13 protein-coding genes are annotated in these 22,701 nt (G+C 43.4%); all 13 read right to left on the minus strand.

Going from position 1 to position 22,701, the window contains the following annotated elements; genetic code table 11:
* Positions 1 to 6 precede the first annotated feature (6 nt).
* Positions 7 to 2,229 (minus strand): DUF5703 domain-containing protein, encoded by a 2,223-nt coding sequence (locus R2Q80_RS15990; RefSeq protein ID WP_316800559.1) that lies wholly within the window; start codon positions 2,227 to 2,229, stop codon positions 7 to 9.
* A 127-nt stretch (positions 2,230 to 2,356) separates the two neighbouring features.
* Complete coding sequence (locus R2Q80_RS15995) at positions 2,357 to 3,784, minus strand: sialate O-acetylesterase (protein WP_316800560.1); 1,428 nt, start codon at positions 3,782 to 3,784, stop codon at positions 2,357 to 2,359.
* Between the two features lie 15 nt (positions 3,785 to 3,799).
* Entirely contained in the window at positions 3,800 to 5,824 is a 2,025-nt protein-coding gene (locus R2Q80_RS16000; protein WP_316800561.1) for a glycoside hydrolase family 127 protein, read from the minus strand.
* Positions 5,825 to 5,827: 3 nt separating this feature from the next.
* Positions 5,828 to 9,262, minus strand: a complete 3,435-nt coding sequence (locus tag R2Q80_RS16005; RefSeq protein WP_316800562.1) for a glycosyl hydrolase — start codon at positions 9,260 to 9,262, stop codon at positions 5,828 to 5,830.
* Positions 9,262 to 10,554, minus strand: coding sequence for an L-fucose:H+ symporter permease (gene fucP / locus R2Q80_RS16010; RefSeq protein WP_316800563.1), 1,293 nt, complete (start codon positions 10,552 to 10,554; stop codon positions 9,262 to 9,264). The genes R2Q80_RS16005 and fucP overlap by 1 nt, the downstream gene beginning before the upstream one ends.
* Before the next feature lie 72 nt (positions 10,555 to 10,626).
* On the minus strand, positions 10,627 to 11,067 hold the full coding sequence (locus R2Q80_RS16015) for a MaoC/PaaZ C-terminal domain-containing protein (RefSeq protein ID WP_316800564.1): 441 nt from the start codon (positions 11,065 to 11,067) through the stop codon (positions 10,627 to 10,629).
* 3 nt (positions 11,068 to 11,070) lie between these two features.
* The gene (locus R2Q80_RS16020; protein WP_316800565.1) at positions 11,071 to 12,147 is read right to left on the minus strand and encodes a Gfo/Idh/MocA family oxidoreductase; all 1,077 of its coding nucleotides are present in this window, start codon (positions 12,145 to 12,147) and stop codon (positions 11,071 to 11,073) included.
* Positions 12,144 to 13,382: an extracellular solute-binding protein gene (locus R2Q80_RS16025; RefSeq protein WP_316800566.1), complete on the minus strand. Its 1,239-nt coding sequence runs from the start codon at positions 13,380 to 13,382 to the stop codon at positions 12,144 to 12,146. The genes R2Q80_RS16020 and R2Q80_RS16025 overlap by 4 nt, the downstream gene beginning before the upstream one ends.
* The gene (locus R2Q80_RS16030) at positions 13,375 to 14,538 is read right to left on the minus strand and encodes a CaiB/BaiF CoA-transferase family protein (protein WP_316800567.1); all 1,164 of its coding nucleotides are present in this window, start codon (positions 14,536 to 14,538) and stop codon (positions 13,375 to 13,377) included. The genes R2Q80_RS16025 and R2Q80_RS16030 overlap by 8 nt, the downstream gene beginning before the upstream one ends.
* Before the next feature lie 3 nt (positions 14,539 to 14,541).
* Positions 14,542 to 15,696, minus strand: a complete 1,155-nt coding sequence (locus tag R2Q80_RS16035) for a CaiB/BaiF CoA transferase family protein (RefSeq protein WP_410478753.1) — start codon at positions 15,694 to 15,696, stop codon at positions 14,542 to 14,544.
* Positions 15,693 to 16,850 (minus strand): ABC transporter substrate-binding protein, encoded by a 1,158-nt coding sequence (locus R2Q80_RS16040; protein WP_316800568.1) that lies wholly within the window; start codon positions 16,848 to 16,850, stop codon positions 15,693 to 15,695. Before R2Q80_RS16040 ends, R2Q80_RS16035 begins: the two co-directional genes overlap by 4 nt.
* A 4-nt stretch (positions 16,851 to 16,854) precedes the next feature.
* Positions 16,855 to 20,118: a glycoside hydrolase family 2 TIM barrel-domain containing protein gene (locus R2Q80_RS16045; protein WP_316800569.1), complete on the minus strand. Its 3,264-nt coding sequence runs from the start codon at positions 20,116 to 20,118 to the stop codon at positions 16,855 to 16,857.
* 173 nt (positions 20,119 to 20,291) lie between these two features.
* Positions 20,292 to 22,700 carry a beta-galactosidase GalB gene (gene galB, locus R2Q80_RS16050; protein WP_316800570.1) on the minus strand — a complete coding sequence of 803 codons (2,409 nt, stop codon included), beginning with the start codon at positions 22,698 to 22,700 and terminating at the stop codon, positions 20,292 to 20,294.
* Position 22,701 lies beyond the last annotated feature (1 nt).

Below are 22,701 nucleotides of genomic sequence, written 5' to 3' on the forward strand. Positions count from 1 at the left end.
ACCCACTCATTCGATCATTATTTTTATATCTGCTTTTCTTGATTCTGGTAATACCTTCAAATCTATTAATTTTCCATTTTTTAAGGTTCCTTCTACCGTTGTTTGATAAGGCGCGTGAAGTTTGAAGTGAACGTCCCAATCTTTTGGCCAGGCCGGAAACAAATAAATATGCTTCCCATCAACCTGCATCAGCATTTCCTGTAAACCGATCATTCCAGATCCACCCCAGTTATGATCTGGTGCCCAATCAAATCCCGGCCCCCAAAAAGCCGGAAACCTTCTTCCTGAATCTTTTAGTTTGGCCGCGGTTAACTTTGCAGCATCATCAGTCAAACCGAGTCTTGCTGCGAAAATATTATCCTGCTTCCAGCCTATATAACTGCGGAATTTCAGTACATCAGGATCATACCTGAAGGTGTTGATTGCGGTGTCCAAACCAGCTTTACCAATCCCATATATTCCCCAGGGATAAACCGGATACAACTGCGGGCTTTCGGTATTGTTGATTCGTTCCCAGAGTTTTGCAGGAGCAATTGTTTTATGACCATTAATCTCGCGAAAAGTGATCGCAGGAATGGTTTTCAGCATTTCTTCCCAGTATGTTTTTTGTTGATCAGACAAGCCAGGATGGGCAAGCAAACTTTGCAGAACCGTTTTCAAAGCAGCAACGGTTGAGGTCGAATTATAGGCCATTTTATACGTTTCCGCTCCCGAACCCGGATACAGAACCAGATGACCATTTGCATCCAGCGTTTTGGCGCCTCTCTCTTTAGCCAGAAAAGTATAATGTTCCTTAAAAAAGCGAAGTGAACTTTCAATTAGCGGCAAATACTTTTCGATTCGGGCACCGCTGTATTTTTCCGTTTCCAGAATCATCAGGCAGAATTCCAGTACCGTATCCCATTCGTATTCCAGCCAGGCATTGTATTCCATACCTTTATTAAAACCAGTGGGACGTTTCCAGCCATATTCGGCGGGATTTGGTAAACCAAAATTCTCTAACTGCTCGGTAAAACTTGCACCCTGGTGCCCCCATGCAGCTTGCGTTCTGATCTCTGCATTCTTCAATAAATTGAGATAGAAATCGAACTGTGGTTTCATGAGGTCGCCGTCACCGCTTTTCAGCATCGGCCAGTACACCAGCCGCTGGTTCTGCGCAGTATGGGTACCTCCACCCCAATTCCTGAAATCAGGTGTGTATTTTAGGGTCGTATCAGTTAACTGAGGGTCAAAAGTAAATAAGCCCCCATTAAATTTAGTCGGGTATTTTCCAAAGGCATTACAGCCAAGCATATATCGGAACAGCTGATAATTTCTGCCCGTTTGGTTGGCCTCATCGTTTTTGGCATTGATATAAATGAAGCTCTTTTCCCAGTACTCGTTCCACCAGTTTTTGCTGGCAGTTTGATTGTTTTCAGTATTGGTTTCAGTTATACTCCTCTCCCATTCCTGAAAGGATTCAGTGGTTAAGGTATTTAGAGCGATGGTTAGATTTACAGCCTTTGCAGGCTTATTGCTTTTTAGCTTCCAGGATTTGTATGGTGTATTTAAATATCGCCCGCTATCAATTCCTGCCGGAATCATGTTATCGCCCTTGAGCAATCCGCCAAAAATCACATTTTTTAGCGGATTGTATAATTCTGATTTTCTATCTTCCAGTCCCTGTTGTTTTACCGCAACATCAAAAACAGTTTGAGCCTTGTTTTGATGGTAGAACTGAACAGCATTATCCTTGAAACCAATTTGATCTTTAAAAGTTTTCACTTCGCCCTGAGGCGCCCATTTGTATGAATTCTGATTATTTTCCTTGCCTTTGGTTACCCTGTCTTCGTATCGCCAGCTTTCGTAACTGGCTAAGGCAGTAATCTTTTTATTCGCTTTGATATCCAGATGAACGACCGGATTGAAAACATCTGCCCATACGCTAATTTGCGCATTCAGATTACGATTTGCAGCCTCGATGCGTGCATAACCATCTTTGAGGATCAGCTCCTGCTTGAACGTTTGCCCCTCAAAGGGGTTGGGACTCAACCTGAGTTTGATGCGCCCGAGCTTCAGTAGCGTATTGTTTTCATCGAAAGTGCCGCTTTTAGCAAGATAGAGGTAAACATCACCTTTTTCTACCCAAAGATTTAAACCGATATCGCCACCACCAACAGGCATCGATTCTGATGCGTTTTTGCTTTCAGATGTCCAGGTCAGGTTTTCCTGGGCGGTCGCCCTTTGCATGAACCAACAGGACAAAAATAACACGAAGAAAAGGTGAAGGTTCAGTCTCCACAGATGTCTTCCAGGAGAACTTAAGTTCCCAGTGAACATACGTTGTAATCCTTTTCTCTGTGCGATTAAAAACATATTAGTTATCCCAATCATCAGTACGGAAAGAGGAAACAGGTAAACCATCATTTCCAAATAAGTCGCCGGTAACAAAATCTTTAAATGCATAACGAACAGCAACCGGTATTTTCACCTGCTCTGCTGAAACGCTTATGCTGCTGCCATTGATTACCGCTTTTGCAGGATAAAATTTCTTGTCCGATCCTGCCACTTCAAATAAGTTTAATTCTTTTCCGAATGAAGTTAAGCCATTGGGTACATTCTGAAACTTAATTACCGCTTTATTTTTATCAATACTTAATGATTCGTAGGTTGGACTGTAGGCGCCAAAGCCTTTTATGCCATAGGTTTGTGCCAGGGCGAGGTATGCCAGACGTTCCCCTCCTTGCTTTTTATTAGCCGGATGTATTGATTTTTCTTCACCGATATCAAGGAGAACGGCCATTCCGGAGTTCGGAATTTTTGCTAATGATTTCCGTTGTGCATCCCTTAAAAACGCGGAATTAAATTTACCTCCAATATGGTTTGGTGGCAACTGTGCATAATTGTAAGGGGCAATCTGCGCATAATAAAAAGGGAATTCGCCATTGTCCCAGTTTTTGCGCCATGAAGAAACCATTGCCGGAAACAAATCTTCATACCGATCGGGACGTTCATAGTTAGATTCGCCCTGGTACCAGATGGCACCTTTAATGCCGTAGCCGATAACCGGAAAAAGCATGCCGTTATAAAGCGTTGTAGGTGTTCTGCTTACCTCTTTGATGCTATCGCCCTTTGATGGAATTTTAATCTCCGAATAAGGTTTTAAGTCTTCTGGCGACATCCAGGCTTCAATGGTTGAACCGCCATAGCTGTCGTTGATTACGCCGATGGGCACATTTAGCATTTCGCTCAGCAGCCTTGCAAAGTACCAGGCGGTTGCACTGAAATTTGAAACGGTTTCCGGCGCTGCTGCTTTCCATTGTGCAGGTTTACTGTTCTCCTGACGTTCAGTAATTGAAGACCGCGGAACGGTATACAGCCGGATATTCTGATTAGCAGACTTCAGTATTGCTTCATTAGAGCCTATAATAGGCTGCCCTTTAAAGCCTTTAAGGGGCATTTCCATGTTAGACTGCCCGCTACAGAACCATACCTCTCCAATCAATATATCCGTTAAAACGAGTTTTTCTCCATCGTTGAATTCCATGTTATAGGGGCCGCCAGCTACAGGAGTAGACACTTTAACTTTCCATTTCCCATCCTGTCCGGATGTTACCGTATAGCTTTCTTTGTTCCAGGACGTGGTAATTTTTACCTTGTTGGATGGCTTTGCCCAACCCCAAATGGCAACATTACTTTGCTGCTGTAAAACCATGTGATCGGTAAAGATTGATGCCGGTTTTATGGTTGCGGATGCGATAACGCAGCAGGCAATGTTTAAAAGTATTATCAGTTTTAGTTTCATTTTTATCTTCTTTATCTATCTACTCACCGGCAACCATACTGACATTTCTGAATGGCCACGGTTTCCCCATGCAAAATAAGGTATCAGTTTTATTTCCTGTGTTACATTCTTGTTATCAACAGGCCTGTACAATATGTTTTTCCAATTGTTTGGCGCTACTATTTTGGCCTGTCCAACCAGGCTCATCATTTCAGCACCATCAATATGAATCGGTTTAGCTTCGAACCTGGTTGAAGTGGGTACAAAGGCATTGAAAATACTTTTTCCGGGCAAATCAGTCGATTCCAGGCAATATACTATTGGTCCGCGTTTTACGGCAATCTGATTCCGGTTTTCCTCTACCAGTGGATTCGCCTCTATCAACGTTGCATCCATAGGCAGATTCAGTTCGATTACATCACCTTTTTTCCACAACCGGTTTATTTCCGCATAGCTTCCGGGGTTGACTTTGATTTGCGCTAATTTTCCATTAATGCTGATTTGTGCGTCGTGGGTCCATGATGGGATCCTTAGAAACACAGAATAGGATTTAGCTGCTGTTTCCTTTAGGCTGATCCTGATCCGCCCATCCCAGGGATAGTTGGTTTCCTGGGCAAGCGTAACCCCGGTTCCGTCTGCGAGCTTAGTGCTCAGATTATTGCCGCCATATAGATTAAACCACAGTCCCTTATCAGAGACGCTATACGCGTAATCACTTACCTCTGCAATGGTTCGTACCACGTTCGGCGGGCAGCAGTTTGATAAAGCAATGTAGGGAACCCTGTCCTTACTCCAGCGTTGTTTAAAGGGTAAGTCATCTGATTGTGCAAGTGGATTGGTGTACAAAAAGTTTTTACCATCCAGGCTGATTCCCGATAAAACGCTATTGTGTAACGCAAGCTCCATGACATCTGCGTATTTGGCATCCCCGGTAATCTGAAGCATGCGCCAGTTCCATAGCAGGTTACCAATATTGGCGCAGGTTTCGTTGTGTGCAGTAAAATTCGGCAACTGATAATCGCGGCCAAAAGCCTGGTGAATTTTCTGAACATCAGCAGGGTTGTATGAAGTTCCATCAGGAGATGTTCCGTCATACAGCGAACCACAGCCACCAGTGATGTACATTTTATGCTGATTTACATCATCCCACATGAGGTTTAACGTATTCAGCAGCGAATCTTTACCCGTTTCGGCATACAGATCGGCTACGCCGGCGTAGAGGTAGTTCGCCCGTACCGCATGCCCCATGGCTTTGGTTTGCTGAAGAAAGGGTATCCTGTCCTGGTTATCGTCAGTGCCATCATCAATTTTTCCTTTGATCGCAATCAGGTGGTTCGCGAGTTCAAGATAGCGGGGATCTTTAGTGGTGCGGTACATTTCCACTACCCCCATATAATGCGAGGGGCAAATGGCATTTCTGGCTAGTGTTGGTGATGCAGATTTATAGAAATTGTACAGATAATCGGTTGCCTTTTTAGCAATGTTGAGCAAAGTGGTTTTGCCGGTAGCGCGGTAATGGATGCAGCCTGCAGTCATCAGGTGGCCAATATTGTAAGACTCAAAGCTTAGCCGGTCCTGGAACTGATTTTTAGAACCCGTTTTTCGCTGTTCAATCATCGCTTTGGTGTAGATATAGCCATCTTCACGTTGCGATTTTCCAATCACCACAATGGCCTGATCCATCATGTCGCTAAGTTTTGGATTTTTCGTTGACGCATAAAGTACAGCCACAGCTTCCAGCGTTTTATAGAAATCACCATCATGGAACGAGGGTCCTGCATGTGACCCTGTATCAAGTCCGGCAGCGATTTCGAAGTTTTTGAAGGCATGGCTGATTTTAGGATCATTGTAAATTGCCCACATATTGGGTACCATGGTTTCAGTAGCGACCTTAAAACGATCGGCCCAAAAGCCTTTTGTCCAGCTCACATCAGTCATATTAATGCTGTGCAATTTGGCGTAAGGTGATTTTGAATTGTTCACCAAGGCTTTATCCTGCGCCTTTGCAAAAAGCGAAAGGGTAGCCAGGGCAATTGTTAAATAAATGTTGAATGCGCGCATATCTTATTTCTCCTCCACTTGTATCACTACCGGACCTAACAATCCCGCAGGATTTAAAGGTTTACCTTCCAGACGGAAGGGGGCAGTTGTTTTTGTAATTCTTATATTTTCGGGCAGCTTACTATCGCCGGTTAAGCGGTTGGCCCAGGTATTTACAACCTCTACTGTAATAATATTTTTTCCTTTTTTGATTGCTTTACTGATGTCCAGCCGGTAAGGTGGCGTCCACAAGGTGCCGCAGGATATACCATTGATCTGTACATTTGCCATGCTGGAAAAATCCCCTAAATCTACCCATGTATTTTTGGTATTGCCGCTATAGGTAAAGTTTCGGGTATAAGTTGCCGTGCCCGAGTAGAATTTAACTGTGCTATCCGGATGTTTTGTCCAATCTGTTAATTGTTTAAACGGGACAGGTTTCGAAGGACCTCCGTATGCGGGGTCGAATTTCACGTCCCAGGATGTTGAAATGTCCTGAATGGATTTGAAATTGTTTTCTTTAGCAGTATTAAATTGCTGCCCCGTATTTTGAGGACGAACAAAAGTTGTATCCAGTATGATGAAAACTGATTGATTTGGATACAGGGTTAAGTCTACATTGGTTCCGGAAACCCCACGGTTAACCGCAAGGGGGGCTGACCATGTATTGTTTACCGGATCATAGATCTGAGCTGAATTTCCGGTATTTCTGAAGTTGAGCTGAAGGCTGCGCATCTTATCCTCCTGGTTGGAAATGAAATAAATATTCTTTTTTCCATCTATTCTATGCGAATAGCCGACACCTTTTGCATAGGCATCGCCCTGCTTAACATCTCCTTTATCCTGAACATCAATATCCCTTTCCAAACCTAATGCATCAAAAGTTTCTGCATAAAAGGGTGCCTGGAAAACCCTTCCGGCACCTAATTTCTTCTGATAAAGCGGATGGCCATTGCTTTTATACGACTCAAAATTGCCATCCCAGATTTCAGCGGCTAGCTTATCAAATTCAGTCTGACGCTCTTGGTTAATTCCATTTTGATAGAGCGGTTTTTCTGAAACAACCACCTTCGCCCCTTCTTTAATCAACTCTGAAAGTTTCTTCAGGATTTCATAGCTCATGTAGCGGCTATCCGGATTCATTTTCATGGCCCCGGGAAATACCAGAATTTTATAGCTGGCTCCGCTTTCAAAAACTACATTGCCATTTTTTACCGTCGCCGAAGCCAATACGTCGGGATTAAAGCTATCATAGGCATAGCCCCTCAAGGGATTTACCCAGTTTTGAGGATCGGCCATATTTGCGGAGTGAGTTACCCCTGCCGGAATCTGACGGAGCGGCTCTCCCACATTAGCCAAACGTTTCTTTTCTTTTTCGACTACCTCATTTCCAAAAATCCCGGGTAAAGTTTCCACCAGCCTATCGGGCAAAACCGAACGACGGGGAAAATCTTCGCCCGTAAAAACGGCTATATCAACGACTGGTTTACCCTGCTGCAGCAATTCCTGTGTCCTTTCGGCATAATCTACCCAGGCTTTTCCCATCTTCCACCAGGTTTGATCACGTTGAAAGTATAAGCCTACGCCATCAAGGGTTACCCCAGGTTTTAAACTGGTATCCGGGTTTTGAACAAAAACGTGGTAAACCATTCTGTTTACACCCAACGCATAATTCCTGTCCTGCAGGGTTTTCATGTTTGCAGGGCTTTCGTTCCAGTCCATTCTTACTGTTGTAAATGCCTCAGCCTGGATAATATTCTTACCGTAGATATGTCCGCCTGAAATCGCATCAAGCATATCATTCGGTTTATCATGCGTAGGGCTGTTCAACCAGAATTCGCCCATGGGCACATCGACGGTTTTGTAATGTAATAAACCATCGCTCATCATTGTCGGCGCGATACTTTCTGCTGTAAAGGTGACTCCTTTTTGTTTAGCCAGTATGGCCAGTGTTTTGTAAAACTGATCTACTACCAGTTCAGCTATTGTTTTCCGCACATCATATAGAAAGTTCTCAGAAACCTGGGCACTTTCAACAGGCAGGCCAGTCATCACCGGTAAATAGGGTGTTAAATCATAACCCCTGCGTTTTAAAAATTCAGTTTTAAATAAGGGTGACCAATTCTGGCTGCCACATTCCCAGCTATCCACATGGAAAACACTCAACACCTTTTTCGCAATTTCCGGACCGCCGTGCTTTAATGCTTCCCCATACCAGTTATCGAACTGCAACTTTACTGCCTCCGGATTAAATTTGTCACACTCTAACCCCATTCCGCCACCAGCGGTCGCATTGGTATGACCTGTGGATGTGTGCCCGATTCTCAGTATTGTCCAGTTTCCTTTTGGCGCTTTCCAGTTTAATGTACCATCAGGTTTCAACTTCCCTGAAAGGTTAATGATTTTATTTAAAGGGACACACAGATTTTTAGCAATTTGCTCCCCGGTACTTCTTTTACTGATCCGCCATACGGAACCATTCTTACCTTCAAACTGATTGATGCTGGCTTCAGACGATAGTTCCAGATTGACGAGTTTTAAGGAGGGCTTCCATTTGGCCGCATCTAAATCTTCCGCACCGGGTTCTGAACCTCTTTTATCATAGATAAACCTGAAAAAGCGAGCGGTTAATGGAGAGATGGAATGCGTTACATCCTCATCCGTATCCTGCCAGCCATGACGCGGCGCCTCTAAACGCCCTGCCGGATGAAAGTTTATGCCATCGTCACTGGTCTCCATCGCCAGGCGTTGCGCCTGATAATTGTTGCCGCTTACTTTGATGGTTATTGTTCTGCAGGTGAAAGGTTTCTCAAATTCATACTGAATATAGCATGGCTCTGCGGCCCCGAAGTTTTTCTTATTTCCAGGTTGAATCAAACCACCTGCATCGGCGCCATTACTTGCCGTGATTTTAGGAATTACAGTTCTGGTGGAAATGCCCTGGCCGGTTGGTGAGGGAAAGGCATAAACGGCAATATCCAGATAATAGTTTTCCTTTGTTTCAGGTTGGGCTAATTTTATTGCGGAGGCTCCATTGGTGATATTGGTTTTTGTCCAGACTACCTTTTGCATGGACAAATCAGGCGTAATCCATGGGCCGCCGGCAAGGGCAAAACCATCACTTACGTGCATGCCCAGTTTGAGATCCAGCCGTTTAGCTTCAGTCATTGCAAATTCTACCAGTTTCCACCATTCGGAACTGAGCTGAACTGCAGGAGGATGGTAAAAAGGTGTTTTATCTGGACCTTGAATGGTCATGAGGTAAGCCCCTCCAATCCCGTTAGCTTTCATGGCTTCCAGATCGGCAGTAATCCCTGTTTTGGAAGCCGCCCCCTTAACCCAATACCAGAATACCCAGGGTTTTGCATTTTCGTTTTGTTGCGCGAAAACGCTATGTGACAAGATAGAACTGATCAGCAAAGTAAAAATGAAAACCCTGAGATATTTAAAATCCGTCATTATTTATGGGCAATTTTATAGCCTTTTAACCCGAAATAAAGAACTACTACAAAACAAACCAATGGAATGCTATAGCCGATCTGGATATTATCTCCATACATATCTATTAAAGTACCCATTCCGAATGGGAGGATAGCGCCGCCAACAATCGACATAATCAGCCATGATGAGCCTGGTTTTGTATCTTCCCCAATCCCATCAATACCGAGCGCAAAAATGGTAGGAAACATAATTGACATAAAGAAACCAATAGCACCCAGCGCATATACTACGTAAGATCCTTGTCCCAATATGGCCACCAGACATAATAATACGGATACGATTGCGTAAATAGCCAGCAACTTGTTTGAGGCAATAAACTGCAGAAGTGCAGTACCGGCAAACCGACCTGCTGTAAACAAAAACCCATAAACAGCTAAATATGAAGCTGCTGTTTTTTCGTCAAAACCACCGCCCTGTTGAGCCATTCTGATAAAAAAGCTGGTTACACAAACTTGTGCGCCAACATAAAAAAACTGTGCAACAACTGCCCATCTCAAATGTTTGTGACGTAAAGCTCCAAAAAAGCTGCCTTTAGCTTCCCCATCAATACTTTTCGTTTTAATTTCAGGCAGATGGATAAAATAAAATATTGCAGCGATAACCAATAGGATAATGCCTAAGGTGATATATGGTGTTTTAACTGATGCGGCTTCTTCCAAAAAGTAATTGTTTCGGCCAACTTCTGTCATTGCCGCCAGTTCTTCTTTCGTATGAGATTTTCCAGAAAGAATAAATAAACCGCCAATAAGTGGTGCAACCATCGCAGCCAGACCATTGAAAGAGGCCGCCAAGTTTAATCTGCTGGTTGCCTTTGCAGGATCTCCCAAAACTGCCGCATAAGGGTTTGCCGAGGTTTCGAGCATGGTCAAGCCACATCCAATAATAAAAAGCGCAATTAAAAAAGTGATGTACGATAAGCTGTTTGCAGCAGGTACAAAGAGAAAAGCGCCAAGTGCAAAAGCGAATAGCCCGGAAATCATAGTAGCTTTATACCCCCATTTCTTCAAGATCATTCCGGCTGGAATGGCCATCAAAAAATAAGCGAAGAAGACAGATGTATCAATCAAAGTTGATTGGCGGTTATTCAGATTACAAGCTTTTTTTAAATGTGGAATTAAAATGGAATCCAGGTTGTGTGCCATTCCCCAGAGAAAAAACAGGCTCACCACTAGAATAAACGGCAATAAATACTTTTTCCCTGACGACGGATCGCCCTCAGTAACAATTTCTGGCTGTGTGTTGTGGTTCATTATATTTGGTTTTTATTTGTTCAATGCTTCAATGACCATTACGTTATTTTTCAATAGCCATTTGTCATTAGTTTATTTTTTCTTTACTATGAGTAAATGGTCGCATACTAAAACGACTTCTCCGTGCTGGTTAATAATTTCTACATGCTCCGTTACGGTTCCATATTCTGGTCTTTTACTATCTCCTTTTTCAGAGATCGTAACTTCAGAGTGGATGGTATCACCTATAAATACCGGCTTTACGAAACGCAATTTATCATAACCTTTCGACATGGCCTCAGGATTAATTTCGGATGCAGTTAAACCGATACCGATACTAAAAATCATCGTGCCATGTGCAATGCGTTGTTTAAAGGGTTGGGTGGCACACCACTCTGCATCCATGTGGTGTGGAAAAAAATCACCGGTATGCCCAGCATGAACTACAAAATCGGTTTCTGTTATGGTGCGACCCAGGGTTACACGTTTATCCTGTAACTGATAGTCCTCAAAAAATGTTGATTTGAAATACATCGTTTATTCTTTATCTTTTACTTTAACGCCACCAATATCACTTGAATGGTAAGCACTTTCTACAACCGCCATCGTTTGAATCACATCTCCAACGCTGGTATGTAGTACGTCTGTTGATCCTTCACTAAAGCGCATCAGGTTTGCCATGGTACCGATGAAGGCTTCGGGGAACCAGGATCCTTCGAGCTTGACTGTTTGCCACACGGGAGACTTTCCATCTTCCACCAGGCAATATTCAAAAACATCAGGCACACCATGCGGGTAATCCATTAGTAAACCTATTTTGGCCACAATGCCCCCCTTGGTTCCCTCCCATTTGATATAACTTTCCTGGTGATCAGGACCGAAATCATGGTCATGGTTAGTATTGATTACGGCATGTAAAGTATCGCCATAATCGAACAGAATTGTTGAGCGCGATGATGACAGTTTTTTGGCCGGATGTTTCAAGGTCTTTGCTAAAACACTCTGAGGATTTCCTAAAAATGAGCGGATTAAATCCACGTAATGAATGCTGTGATACTGGATCTCGAGGCGGGGATGGATGATCACATGCGGAAAAATCTCCCATGGGGTCTTGATTGTCACCCGAACTTCCATGTCATACAATTCCCCTATTAAACCCTGCCCGATAAGATATCGTGCGGCACTTACAAATGGCGCAAAGCGCAGTTGGAAGTTTATTGCAGCCTTCAGTTTTTTTGCCCTGCATAATTCCAGGATTTCATTTGCCTGGGCAAAATCATCACCCATTGGCTTTTGAATCAATACGGCACTGCCATCGGGCAACTGGTTTAAAGCTTCGATGTATTGGGCAGGCATAATGGTTAAATCGTACACCGTATTTTCGGGCGCTCCGGCCACTGCCTCTGCTAACGAATTGTATACATTGGGTATTCCAAAAGTATCGGCCAGTTTTTGAGCCCTTTCTTTTGTACGGTTTACAATTCCGTGAACTTCGAAACCTGCAATTTTGTACGCCGGGAGATGCGCATCAGCCACAATACCACCTGCACCAATAATGATTATGGGCTGTTTTGTTTGGGGTAATGCGGGTTTATATCTTATATCAATACTCATTTATCAATTTCATTAATCTGGTTTTGTGCAAGCTCAGCGAGTTCTTCCGAAGGCTTTTCTGTATGAACCGCGTCCAGTACCATTTGATCAATTATCGCTGCTATAGCGGCCCAGTTTTGTTTCTGTGGTAGCATATTTGCTACCTCGTGTAATGCTGCTAACTTATGGTAATAGGGAATAATTTCATTAATTTCCTTATCATTCCAGGTAGAGAGCCTGCATCCGATTCCACCGGCTAAAGTAAGTTGCTTATCCTGTTCTTCTGCCAATGCATAGTGTAAAAAATCATAGGCTATGTCTTTATTTCTGCTACCCTTGGCAATGGTATAAAGCCAGTATACATTCAGCGAAGCGGAATGCTGATCAGGAGCCGATGGTAGCAGCGCAACATCGACTTTACCTTTCACTTTCGAGTTTGCATCTACTTCGCAAACGGCAGCGAAGCCAAACCAGTTGATCATCATCGCGGCCTCACCTTGAGAAAAAGCGGCGCCTGCGGCCACAGACTCAAAAGTGAAAGACTGCGGATGAACAGCCGTTTTATCATTTACCATTGTACGGTAGAAATTCAGACCGTCAATAGCCTCGGGCGTATTGATTTGAATGAAGCCATTTTTATCAGTCAGAGCTCCACCCCTACTCCACAATTGCAGGCAAAAATCAAAAACAGTGTTGTGCCCGTCTGGGTAGCACGCGAAAACACTGCCATACAACTGCTCTTCCGGACGATTAAAAAACTGTGCTACCTGATGGAAATCTTCCCAGGTTTGGGGTATTTCCAAAGCTTTACCAAATTGTGCCAGGTAAGCGGCCATTTCCGTTTCACTTTCAAATAAATCTTTTCTGTAAATAAAACATTCAGGTCCGTCGTGAAAGGGCAAGCCCACTACTTCCCAGCCGAAACGTTGTAAACCCAAAAGGGATTTACTCCATCCCCTTGGGAAATCATCAGGTTTATTTCTGTTGATGTAGGGGTTTAAAACCTCGAAATCCTGATTGACATAACCTTCCAAAACCCAATCGGTGTTGATGTGGGCAATATCGAAGTCGCCATTTGCCAAACCTTTTTCAGTAATGGTTTTGTTGTATAATTCATGCAAATCCATTACCACCATCTCCAGCTTCAGTTTACAGCCGGAAAAAGCGCAATACTCGTCCCAGAACTTCTGCATGGCAGATTCAAAGGGAGCAAATTTGCGGACGGCTATTTTAAAAGTATCTATCTGGTTATGCATTTGCAATTGTATTCTGTGTTGTAAATTCTTTGATAATTTTTTCATTATCCTGCCCCAACTTTGGCGAACCTACCGGTGAAGTGAGTAATTCGCCGTCGATGCGAATCGGGCATCTGGTGGTCTCATATTTATAACCATCCACCATTTCCACTTCCTGGATCATATTCAAAACTTTGAAACCCTCGTGCGCCATTAAGGCGTTCCAGTTCAAAACGTCGGCACACCATATATCCGCGGGTTCCAATATGGAAAGCCATTTTTCAGTTGTATCTGATAACAGATGATCAGCTAAAATCGCCTTTATTTCATCCCTCTTATCAAATGCTTCACTAATTTCAAGGAAATCCTCCAATGGCTCGCAACCCAGTAATTTACCAAGTTGAGGAATTGAACCCATTGCCAATGCTAAATATCCGTTTTCTGTTTGATAAATACCATAGGGTGCACCTAAATATGCGTTGGCATTGTTCTTTTTTGATCGTTCAGGTAAAGCGCCGCCATCGTTCATAAAGGTTGTAATGGTTTCAAACTGGAAATCATAAGCCGATTCCATCATGCTCACCTGTATAAATCCACCCTCATTTTTTATTGCTTTGCGGTATAAACAAGCCAGAAGTCCCTGTGCTAAATGCGCGCCAGCCAACATATCTACGATGGATAAACCCATAGCTACAGGGCCACTATCAGCGTTACCGGTTAATGAAGTTAGACCGGTAACCGATTGCAACAGTAAATCCTGACCAGGTTTATTTCTCCATTCTCCTGTGTTCCCATAACCGGAGATCTCCCCATAGATAATGTTGGGATTGAAGGCGATGACCGAAGGATAATCGAAACCTAAACGCTCCATTACACCCGGACGAAAATTATGGATCATGACATCTGCTTTTTTGAGCAGTTCGCGTACCATCTCACAATCTTCTTCACTCTTTAAATCCACTTCAAAACTTTCTTTATTTCTATTGATGGCATGAAAAACAGATGATTCTCCATTCATGATCAAATTTGAGGTGTAAAGGGTGCGGCAAATGTCGCCCACACCTAAACGCTCAATTTTAATTACACGGGCGCCCATGTCTGCCAGGCGCAAACTTGCCGATGGTCCCGAGAGAAACTGGCTGAAATCGATAACTAAATAATCTTCGAGCGGTCTCATATGCTAATTCAATTCAAATTCTGTATTAATATTCCGGGTATCAACGCCAAGTTTTGGTGCAGCTTTCGCTGCAAACAACTTCTCATTATCTAACCGGATCGGACTAACAGTGGTTTTAATAGTCTTGTCACCTCCAAGGTCTAAACTTTGTTCGATCTCCAGGTTTTTATAGGTACTTAACGCAGTAGCAGTCTGGTAATTTAACACTTCTGCACACCATATACCATGCGTTTGTAAAAGATTTACCCAGGTAGTGGTATCCTGCTTTTTGAAAGTTTCGGCCAGGCGTACAATCAGCTGGTCCCGGTTCTCAAATGCCGAACCTGCTTCCACATATAAATCATCAATGTCGCATTTGATAATGGCACAAATGTTCGGAAGGTTTCCCATTGCCATGGCGATATGGCCATCTTTGGTTTCGTACATGCCGTAGGGTGCGCTCAGGTAAGCATGTGCACTACCCTTTGCTCCGCTCCTGTCGGGCAATTTACCCCCATCATTCAGGTAAGTTGTGATCACTTCAAACTGCACATCCAGAACAGATTCCAGTAAACTCACCTCAACCAGAACGCTTTTGTTTGTTTTGGCCCTTTTGATTAAGGCAGCCATAATCCCCTGTGCGAGATGGTTTCCACACATGATGTCCGACACCGAGAGGCCAAATGGAACCGGTCCATCGATATCTACGCCAGATAAAAAGGTTAAGCCCGAAACGGCCTGAACCAGCAAATCCTGACCAGGTTTATTTCGCCAGGGACCTTCATTTCCATATCCGGTAACCACACCATAAACGATTTTAGGGTTGATGTGCTGAATGCTTTCGTAATCCAGACCGATCTTTTCCATCACCCCGGGGCGGAAATTATGTGTCATCACATCTGCTTTGCTGATAAGTTTTCTTAATCTTTCCAAATCCTCAGGATTTTTCAGATTCGCAGCATAGCTTTCCTTATTACGGTTGATGGTGTGAAAAAGCAAGCTATCATCATCCACAAAAAGATTTTTGATCGATAACTGCCGGCAAGCGTCGCCTGTTTCAGGTCGCTCAATTTTAATGACACGGGCACCCAGATCTGCAAGCTTCAATCCTGCAGATGGCCCGGCCAGAAACTGGCAAAACTCTAAAACCAGGAGTCCTTCTAGTGGTCTGTTCATCATAACACTAAACTTTTAGATGTAACATATAAGGTATTCATAGCGGATAGAACTTCCTCTTCATTTCCACCGTTCATCAGATAATCGCGTACCACATCACCGGCATGGTCTTGGAAATACATCGAGCCGTGGTAACGCGGGCGTAAAAAAGCACGCTGTAAAGCCGGTAAGGTGTTGCTGAAATAATTCTGACTCTGTCGGTTAATTTCCTCATTTTTCCATGCGGCTAAATGACCTGGCTGACCACCACTTTCGAAAAATAAGGTCGACTGACAGGCGGGAGATCCCACAAATTCCACATATTTCGCTGCCACATCTATTTCCTCACATTTTGAAGAAATTGCCAAACCCGTTCCCCCCAGTGTGCTTCTTAAATTCGTTATACCATCCAGAGAAATCATATCGTGAAAATGCAAAGCCTTACGCGAATAACCGTTTCTCGAATAGTTTGAATAACCATAAGCAAAAGGGCAGTAAGCAATTTCATCGGTTTTAGTCATGGCTTCATATACCTGGATCGGATTCCGGTTGAAGTTTTCCCGATCTATTTTCGCAGCTAGCTCACGATACATCTTTAAGGCTCTTATTCCGACTTCGGGTGATATTACCGCCGTATCATTCTGACATGGGTCTTCGCCCAGTGAGCAGCAAAGCGTGTAAAAATTCATTAAAACATCAATAGGAATACCTGCAAATGCAACTAATCCCTGATCGGCAAGTGCCAGAAGATCTTCGAAAGATTGTGGCAACTGTAAACCTTTTTCAGCCAAAAGATCCGGTCTTGATGCGGCTACCGGTGTTGCGGCATCAATGGGCAGCGCCCATAAATGTTCATCGTAGAAATAGCTTTCATAAGACTCCCCAACCGAATTACGGCGCTGATCATTTAAATAATCTTCCGACAGGTAAAAGTCGAGAGCTACAATTGATTTGGTTTTCGCTGCAAAGCCAGCCCATGGATGGTCGATAACCAGCAAATCAAATCTCTCGGCCAGTTCCTGAATGGAAAAGTCGGCAAATTGCTGTAAACTTCGCTTCTCCCAGGTGATGTTAACATTCGGGTACAGTTCAGAAAATCGTTGCGCCGTTGCCACCATGGGTAAAAGTCCGCGACTATGGTTCCAGGTTATTCCTTTTAAGTTAATGGTCTTCTCCACAATGCTAAAATTTTATTCGTTTTACTTTATTGCTCACCTCCTCTTTTTTACCCTCAAATGGCAAAAGATAAAAGCGGTAATGATAATTCTTTGATGGGATTTGATATTGTGGCAGTGGTGCGGCAACATCACTCCAGCTGTCGTTCCCGCCTACGCCCATTTGTATCAAATCCACATTAACCGTTAAATACCCGGCATCCTTTAATTTATTTGTATGTTTCGCCGCCTGAACGTTGTCGTCTGTGTAAGGGCTGGCACTCATGCTCAGTAAACTGTCTGCTGCAAAAAGCAAACCCTGCTTTTTTGCGGGATCCGAAAAATACATCCAGCGCACATCGGTCCGGTTTCCATTTTCCTGCGGAACGGCATAATGCTCCAGAAAATTGTTTACAGGCTCGCTGTAAATCGCCGCATCAGTAGCATAATTTTTGTCGATATAGTTTTCCATCGGGCCTTTTCCATACCATGAAATGGTATTGTAGTTACGAATTACACCCAGTTGCATTCCTACTTTTGGGATATTAGGCAAACCAGGCTTTACTGTTAGCGCATAATCAACTTTAATGGTACCGGTCGATGAGATTTCATAGTCAACTTTTACTCTTGCGCTATCGTTAATCAGACTGTATTCACTTGATACGATTAAATCAGAACCATTTTTTCCGTCAGCTTTGCCACCCGAAACTGATATGAGTTTTAAATCGTTGGCATACCACTGCTTTAATTTTTTATTCGACTTCCAGCCACGTTTATCGTTATCCGTTAACGGACGGGTGAAATGAGGCAACAATGGGGCAAAGATTTGCTCCGTGCCTTTCCAATTGTAAGAAACCAATGCACCATTCTTCCTGCTGATGCCAATTTCAAAATTTTGTCCTGAATAGATTTCCACATCAGCACTGCCTGAATATCTTGCCGGATTGACATGATCAACGGTTTTAGCTTCGGCTAAACCAGTCAAAGCAAATTGATTTGAGGCCACCTCGAAGCCTTTTTTGGCCCATACTTCATCTTTGCTTAAGGTAAAATGAACATCAGCTAAATATTCTGAACCTTGTTCTATTCTTGGTAAATACTTTGAAATATTTAATAAGGTATCTCTTCCGGCAGCTAAATTGATCGCTGCCAATACTTTCTCGCTCACAACTGCTCCATCCTTACGAACGATCAGCGTAACCGTATAAACATTTAAATTTTTAACGGCATGTCTGTTGCTAATTTTGATGATTGCTTTGGTTTTATCAGTTAATTCGGTTTGCGCACCCTGGTAAACACGTTTACATTCAAACATCGCCCCTTTAGGTTTCCCATCAGAATTGACCACGCCTTTTATGGTGAAGTTATCAAAGTATTTTTCACCAAAATCGCCTCCATAAGCGTAAAACTTGTTTCCGGCACTATCAGTTTGCAGAATCCCCTGGTCTTTAAATTCCCAGATGGCGCCACCTATTACGCGTGGCGTGGAACGGAATACATCCCAGAAATCTTTCATGTTGCCCACTGAATTTCCCATGGCATGAGCATATTCAACGAAGAAAATCGGGCGTTCATCCCCATTTTGTTGATCAGCAAGCATTTTTGGAGTATAAATACTGGGATACATCCGGCTTACGATATCTACATATGGTTGGTCTTGCGGATTTTGCAAACGGTGCGAGTGATCGTTAGGCTTTAAATAAGCAGGATTGCCCGGATCAATGTAGCCATCTAAACGGGGATTGCCCATGGCAGGCTCGTAATGAACTGGTCTTGTGATATCAAAATCGTGAATCCAGGCGGCCATTGCAGCGTGGTTTGGTCCACTGCCAGATTCATTCCCCAAACTCCAGATGATGATGCTTGGATGATTTTTATCACGCATCACTATTCGGCTGCTGCGTTCGAGGTAAGCTGCTGTCCAGGTGGGATCGTTGCTGAGTTTACCACCCAAACCATGGGTTTCGAGATTGGCCTCATCAATCACCAGAATTCCATATTCATCACACAAATCATATAAATACGGGTCCATTGGGTAATGGCTGGTCCGGATGCAGTTGAAATTAAAGCGCTTGATGGTTTGTACATCTTCCAGAATATCCGCGCGACTTAAAGCTTTTCCTTTAGTAGGATGATGATCGGGCCGGTTAATTCCATACAGGTAGGTTTCCTTACCGTTTATTAGAAGTTTACCATTGATCTTGGAAAATTCGATGCTCCTGAAACCAACCTTACAGCTTTTAATTTCCAGCACTCTGCCTGAACTATCTTCCAATGAGATGGTCAACGTGTAAAGGTTGGGGACCTCATCACTCCATTTCGCAGGGTTTTTAATTTTACTTTCCAGCAAACCAAACTTCACATTATCCAGTCGTGGCCAGATTTCGTTGATAATGCTTTCTGCACTTCTTTCCAGGGGTTTATCAAGTACCGCAGCACCATTGCCATCGAAAAGTGATGCTGTAACTTTATAGCCTTTGACTTCTTTGCCCGTGAGGTTTTCTATTCTTGGACGGATGCTTAAGGTGGCGTCTTTATAATCCTTATCCAGTTTAGTTTGCACAAAAAAATCAGCAATTCTCAATTTTGGTTCTGCCAGTAGCATCACTTCGCGGTGGATTCCACTCAAACGCCAGTGATCCTGATCTTCAAGGAAACTGCCATCCGTCCAGCGCATCACCTGGACCGATAAAATATTTTCATCGGCCTGCAAATACGGCGTGATGTTAAATTCTGAGGAGAGAAAACTATCTTCCGCATAGCCCAGAAATTTACCATTCACCCAAACTTTATATCCCGAACTTACCCCCCCAAAATGCAGGGTGATGTTCATATCCTTCCAGTTTTCAGGGATAGAAAAAGTGCGCTGATAACTTCCGACACCATTATAATCCATTGGCGGATTTGGCGGATTTACAGGCCGAAAGGGGTAAACAGCGCTCTTGTAAATGGGTTTATCATATCCTTTCATCTCCCAGTTTGACGGGACTTCAATTTTTTTCCATCCACTTACACGGGATTTGTAAAAATCCTTTGGCGCATCTGCTGGTTTGATGGCAAAAGAGAAATCCCAATCGCCGTTTAACGAAATCATCCTGGCAGATTTATCGCGATTTCCTTTTTTGGCATCTTCAATGTTTGCGAAAGAATAGGCGGTGGCACGAGAAGCATCGCGATTGATGCCGCTGACTAATTGGTCTTCCCAGGGTTCTTTGTTATAAATTTGAGGGGCTTTTTGAACCGCTGTTGGTGTTTTATCGACCAGTTGGGCTGAAGCGGTAAGTGACAGCAATAAAAAATTTAACCATATAAGGCATTTAAGGACATTTGAGTGAATATCCGGTTTTTTCCCGCTGATTAAAGAGATTTTCGCAGATTTTAAAAAATTTGTTCTGCGGGAATCAGCGAAATCTGCGGGAGACTCGTTTAACATCAAATGAATATTAGTTTGCATCAATCGGCTCATCATTTCCCTGTATTAATCGTTATTGAAGAAGCAGATAAACCTGCCGAGCTTGCTGTTAACTTCATTGTTCCGCTTTTATCTGTTGACTGAAGAATAGCTAAACATAAACCATGAAAAGCTTTGCGATAGCTGGCTTTAAAGGGCTCCAGACTTGCCTGAAAACCATTATCTACGCCGGCAATAAATCCATTCCCTTCAACTTTAAAATTCACCAAATTATCTGCATCGGGAACCACGTTGCCCGCGGCATCCAAAATGCGAACTGTAACAAAAGATAGATCTTCCCCATTGGCTTTGATAGTTTTCCTGTCGGCAAGCAATTCAATTTTAGCTGGCGCACCCGCCGTTTTCACTTCACGAGTGAGCACCTCCCTGCCGTTTTTCCTGGAAACAGCTTTTAAAGTTCCGGGTTCAAAAGTGACATTCCACTGCACATGTAAATCATCGTTCTGTTTCGATTTTTTTCCAAGCGACTTGCCATTCAGGTACAATTCCACTTCATCGGCATTGTTGTAATAAGCCCAAACCTCTACCGATTTTCCGGCTTCCCAATTCCAGTGCGGCAGTATATGCAAAACTGGCTTGTTAGTCCATTCGCTCTGATACATATAATATGAATCTTTAGGAAATCCGGCTAAATCTACAATCCCGAAATAGGAGCTTCTGGCAGGCCAGGGATAAGGCAAGGGTTCACCAAGGTAATCGAAACCTGTCCATACAAAAAGTCCTGAAACATGATCGTATTTTTTAGCTGCCTTCCAGGTTTCCTCATGCGTGGAACCCCAGTAAGCAGAAACATTATCGTAAGAGGATGCTGACCATTCCTTGTTTCCTTCTGTAAACTTTGTTTTCCCATCTTTAGGCCAGCGGCGGATGGTATCTGCTGTGTCGTAAAAGCCCCGGGTTTCTAAAGCTGAAGTAGTTTCTGTTGCCAGAAACTTTACACCGGGATAGTTTTTAGGAAAGTCTTTGTAAAGTTTATGATTGTAGTTTAAGCCATAAATATCAAGCGCATTCGCCTGATAGATAAAGTTTTTCCTGGCATCAGTTTCGGTTAAAGCGGAGATTACAGGGCGGCTTTGATCCAATTTTTTAACCGTGGCAACCAGCTCTTTGGTCATGGCAATCCCGGTGCTGTCAAACTGCTCGCGAATTTCATTTCCAATACTCCACAGGATGACAGACGGATGATTTCTGTCGCGTAACACCATGTCTTCCAGATCGCGCGTGTGCCATTCCGGAAAATTAAGGTGGTAGTCGTTTTTGGTTTTCTTTTTCGCCCACATATCAAAGGCTTCGTCCATTACCAGGAAACCCATTTTATCACATAGGTCTAAAAACTCTGGTGCCGGTGGATTGTGTGCGGTGCGGATAGCGTTTACCCCCATGGCTTTCATTATTTCGAGCTGGCGTTCCATGGCACGGGTATTTACAGCGGCCCCCAGCGCCCCCAAATCATGATGCAGACAAACGCCGAGAATCTTCATTGCTTTTCCATTCAGCGAAAAACCTTTATCGGCGTCAAAGTTGAATGAACGGATTCCAAACCTAGTTTCATAAGTATCAATCAATTTTCCGTTTTGAAGAATCTGAGTAATCAATTTATATTGGTTGGGGTTTTCAACAGACCACAGTTTTGGATTTTTGATATCCAGTGTGGTTTTGGCTGCTCCGCCAGATGTACTGACCTGAATGGTTTGAGCGCTACTTTTGAGAACCAGTTTTCCATCACTTGCATATATAGCATGGCTTACTGCTACAGACTGAGCGTTCATCGTTTTGTTCAGCAACTGGGTTTGAACCTCTATATGGCCGGAATTATCGGTGGTGACGAAACTTCCCCAATTGGCAACCGCAATCTTGGCTGTCGATGTCAGCCAAACATTCCGGTAAATTCCTGATCCCGAATACCAGCGGGAATCGGGTTGGGCTGAATTGTCGACCTTAACAGCAATGATGTTTTTACCGGCCTTCAAATATTTGCCAATTTCATAAGAAAAAGAGGCGTAGCCATAAGGACGTTTGCCTAGATATTTGCCGTTAACCCATACCTCACTGTTTTTGTACACCCCGTCGAATTCAATGGTAACTAATCTGTTTTGAAAATTTGACGGTGTATTAAATGTTTTTCTATACCAGCCAATTCCGGTTGGTAAACCGCCGCCCTCAGGCTTGGCAGGATTTTTCTCATCGAATTTTCCCTCAATACTCCAGTCGTGAGGCAATGTGAGTTTACGCCAGCTGAGGTCATCATAGGCAGGAGATTTTGCACCAGGCTCATCCCCGAGAAAGAATTTCCAGTTTTTATTGAAGTTTTCTCTTACACGTGTTTGCGCAAAAGTCCCTACACTCCAAAAGAGCATCAACCACAATAATTTATATTTTATCTCCATTTTTGAAACCTTCATG

This window comes from Pedobacter frigidisoli, from assembly GCF_032678525.1.
GTDB lineage: Bacteria > Bacteroidota > Bacteroidia > Sphingobacteriales > Sphingobacteriaceae > Pedobacter > Pedobacter frigidisoli_A.

What these genes read in the sequence shown, in the direction of transcription:
- galB (WP_316800570.1), bottom strand. Translation starts at nt 22,700, where the DNA reads ATGAAGGTTTCAAAAATGGAGATAAAATATAAATTATTGTGGTTGATG.
- R2Q80_RS16005 (WP_316800562.1), bottom strand. Translation starts at nt 9,262, where the DNA reads ATGACGGATTTTAAATATCTCAGGGTTTTCATTTTTACTTTGCTGATC.
- R2Q80_RS16000 (WP_316800561.1), bottom strand. Translation starts at nt 5,824, where the DNA reads ATGCGCGCATTCAACATTTATTTAACAATTGCCCTGGCTACCCTTTCG.
- R2Q80_RS16020 (WP_316800565.1), bottom strand. Translation starts at nt 12,147, where the DNA reads ATGAGTATTGATATAAGATATAAACCCGCATTACCCCAAACAAAACAG.
- R2Q80_RS16025 (WP_316800566.1), bottom strand. Translation starts at nt 13,382, where the DNA reads ATGCATAACCAGATAGATACTTTTAAAATAGCCGTCCGCAAATTTGCT.
- R2Q80_RS16035 (WP_410478753.1), bottom strand. Translation starts at nt 15,696, where the DNA reads ATGATGAACAGACCACTAGAAGGACTCCTGGTTTTAGAGTTTTGCCAG.
- fucP (WP_316800563.1), bottom strand. Translation starts at nt 10,554, where the DNA reads ATGAACCACAACACACAGCCAGAAATTGTTACTGAGGGCGATCCGTCG.
- R2Q80_RS15995 (WP_316800560.1), bottom strand. Translation starts at nt 3,784, where the DNA reads ATGAAACTAAAACTGATAATACTTTTAAACATTGCCTGCTGCGTTATC.
- R2Q80_RS15990 (WP_316800559.1), bottom strand. Translation starts at nt 2,229, where the DNA reads ATGCAAAGGGCGACCGCCCAGGAAAACCTGACCTGGACATCTGAAAGC.
- R2Q80_RS16015 (WP_316800564.1), bottom strand. Translation starts at nt 11,067, where the DNA reads ATGTATTTCAAATCAACATTTTTTGAGGACTATCAGTTACAGGATAAA.
- R2Q80_RS16030 (WP_316800567.1), bottom strand. Translation starts at nt 14,538, where the DNA reads ATGAGACCGCTCGAAGATTATTTAGTTATCGATTTCAGCCAGTTTCTC.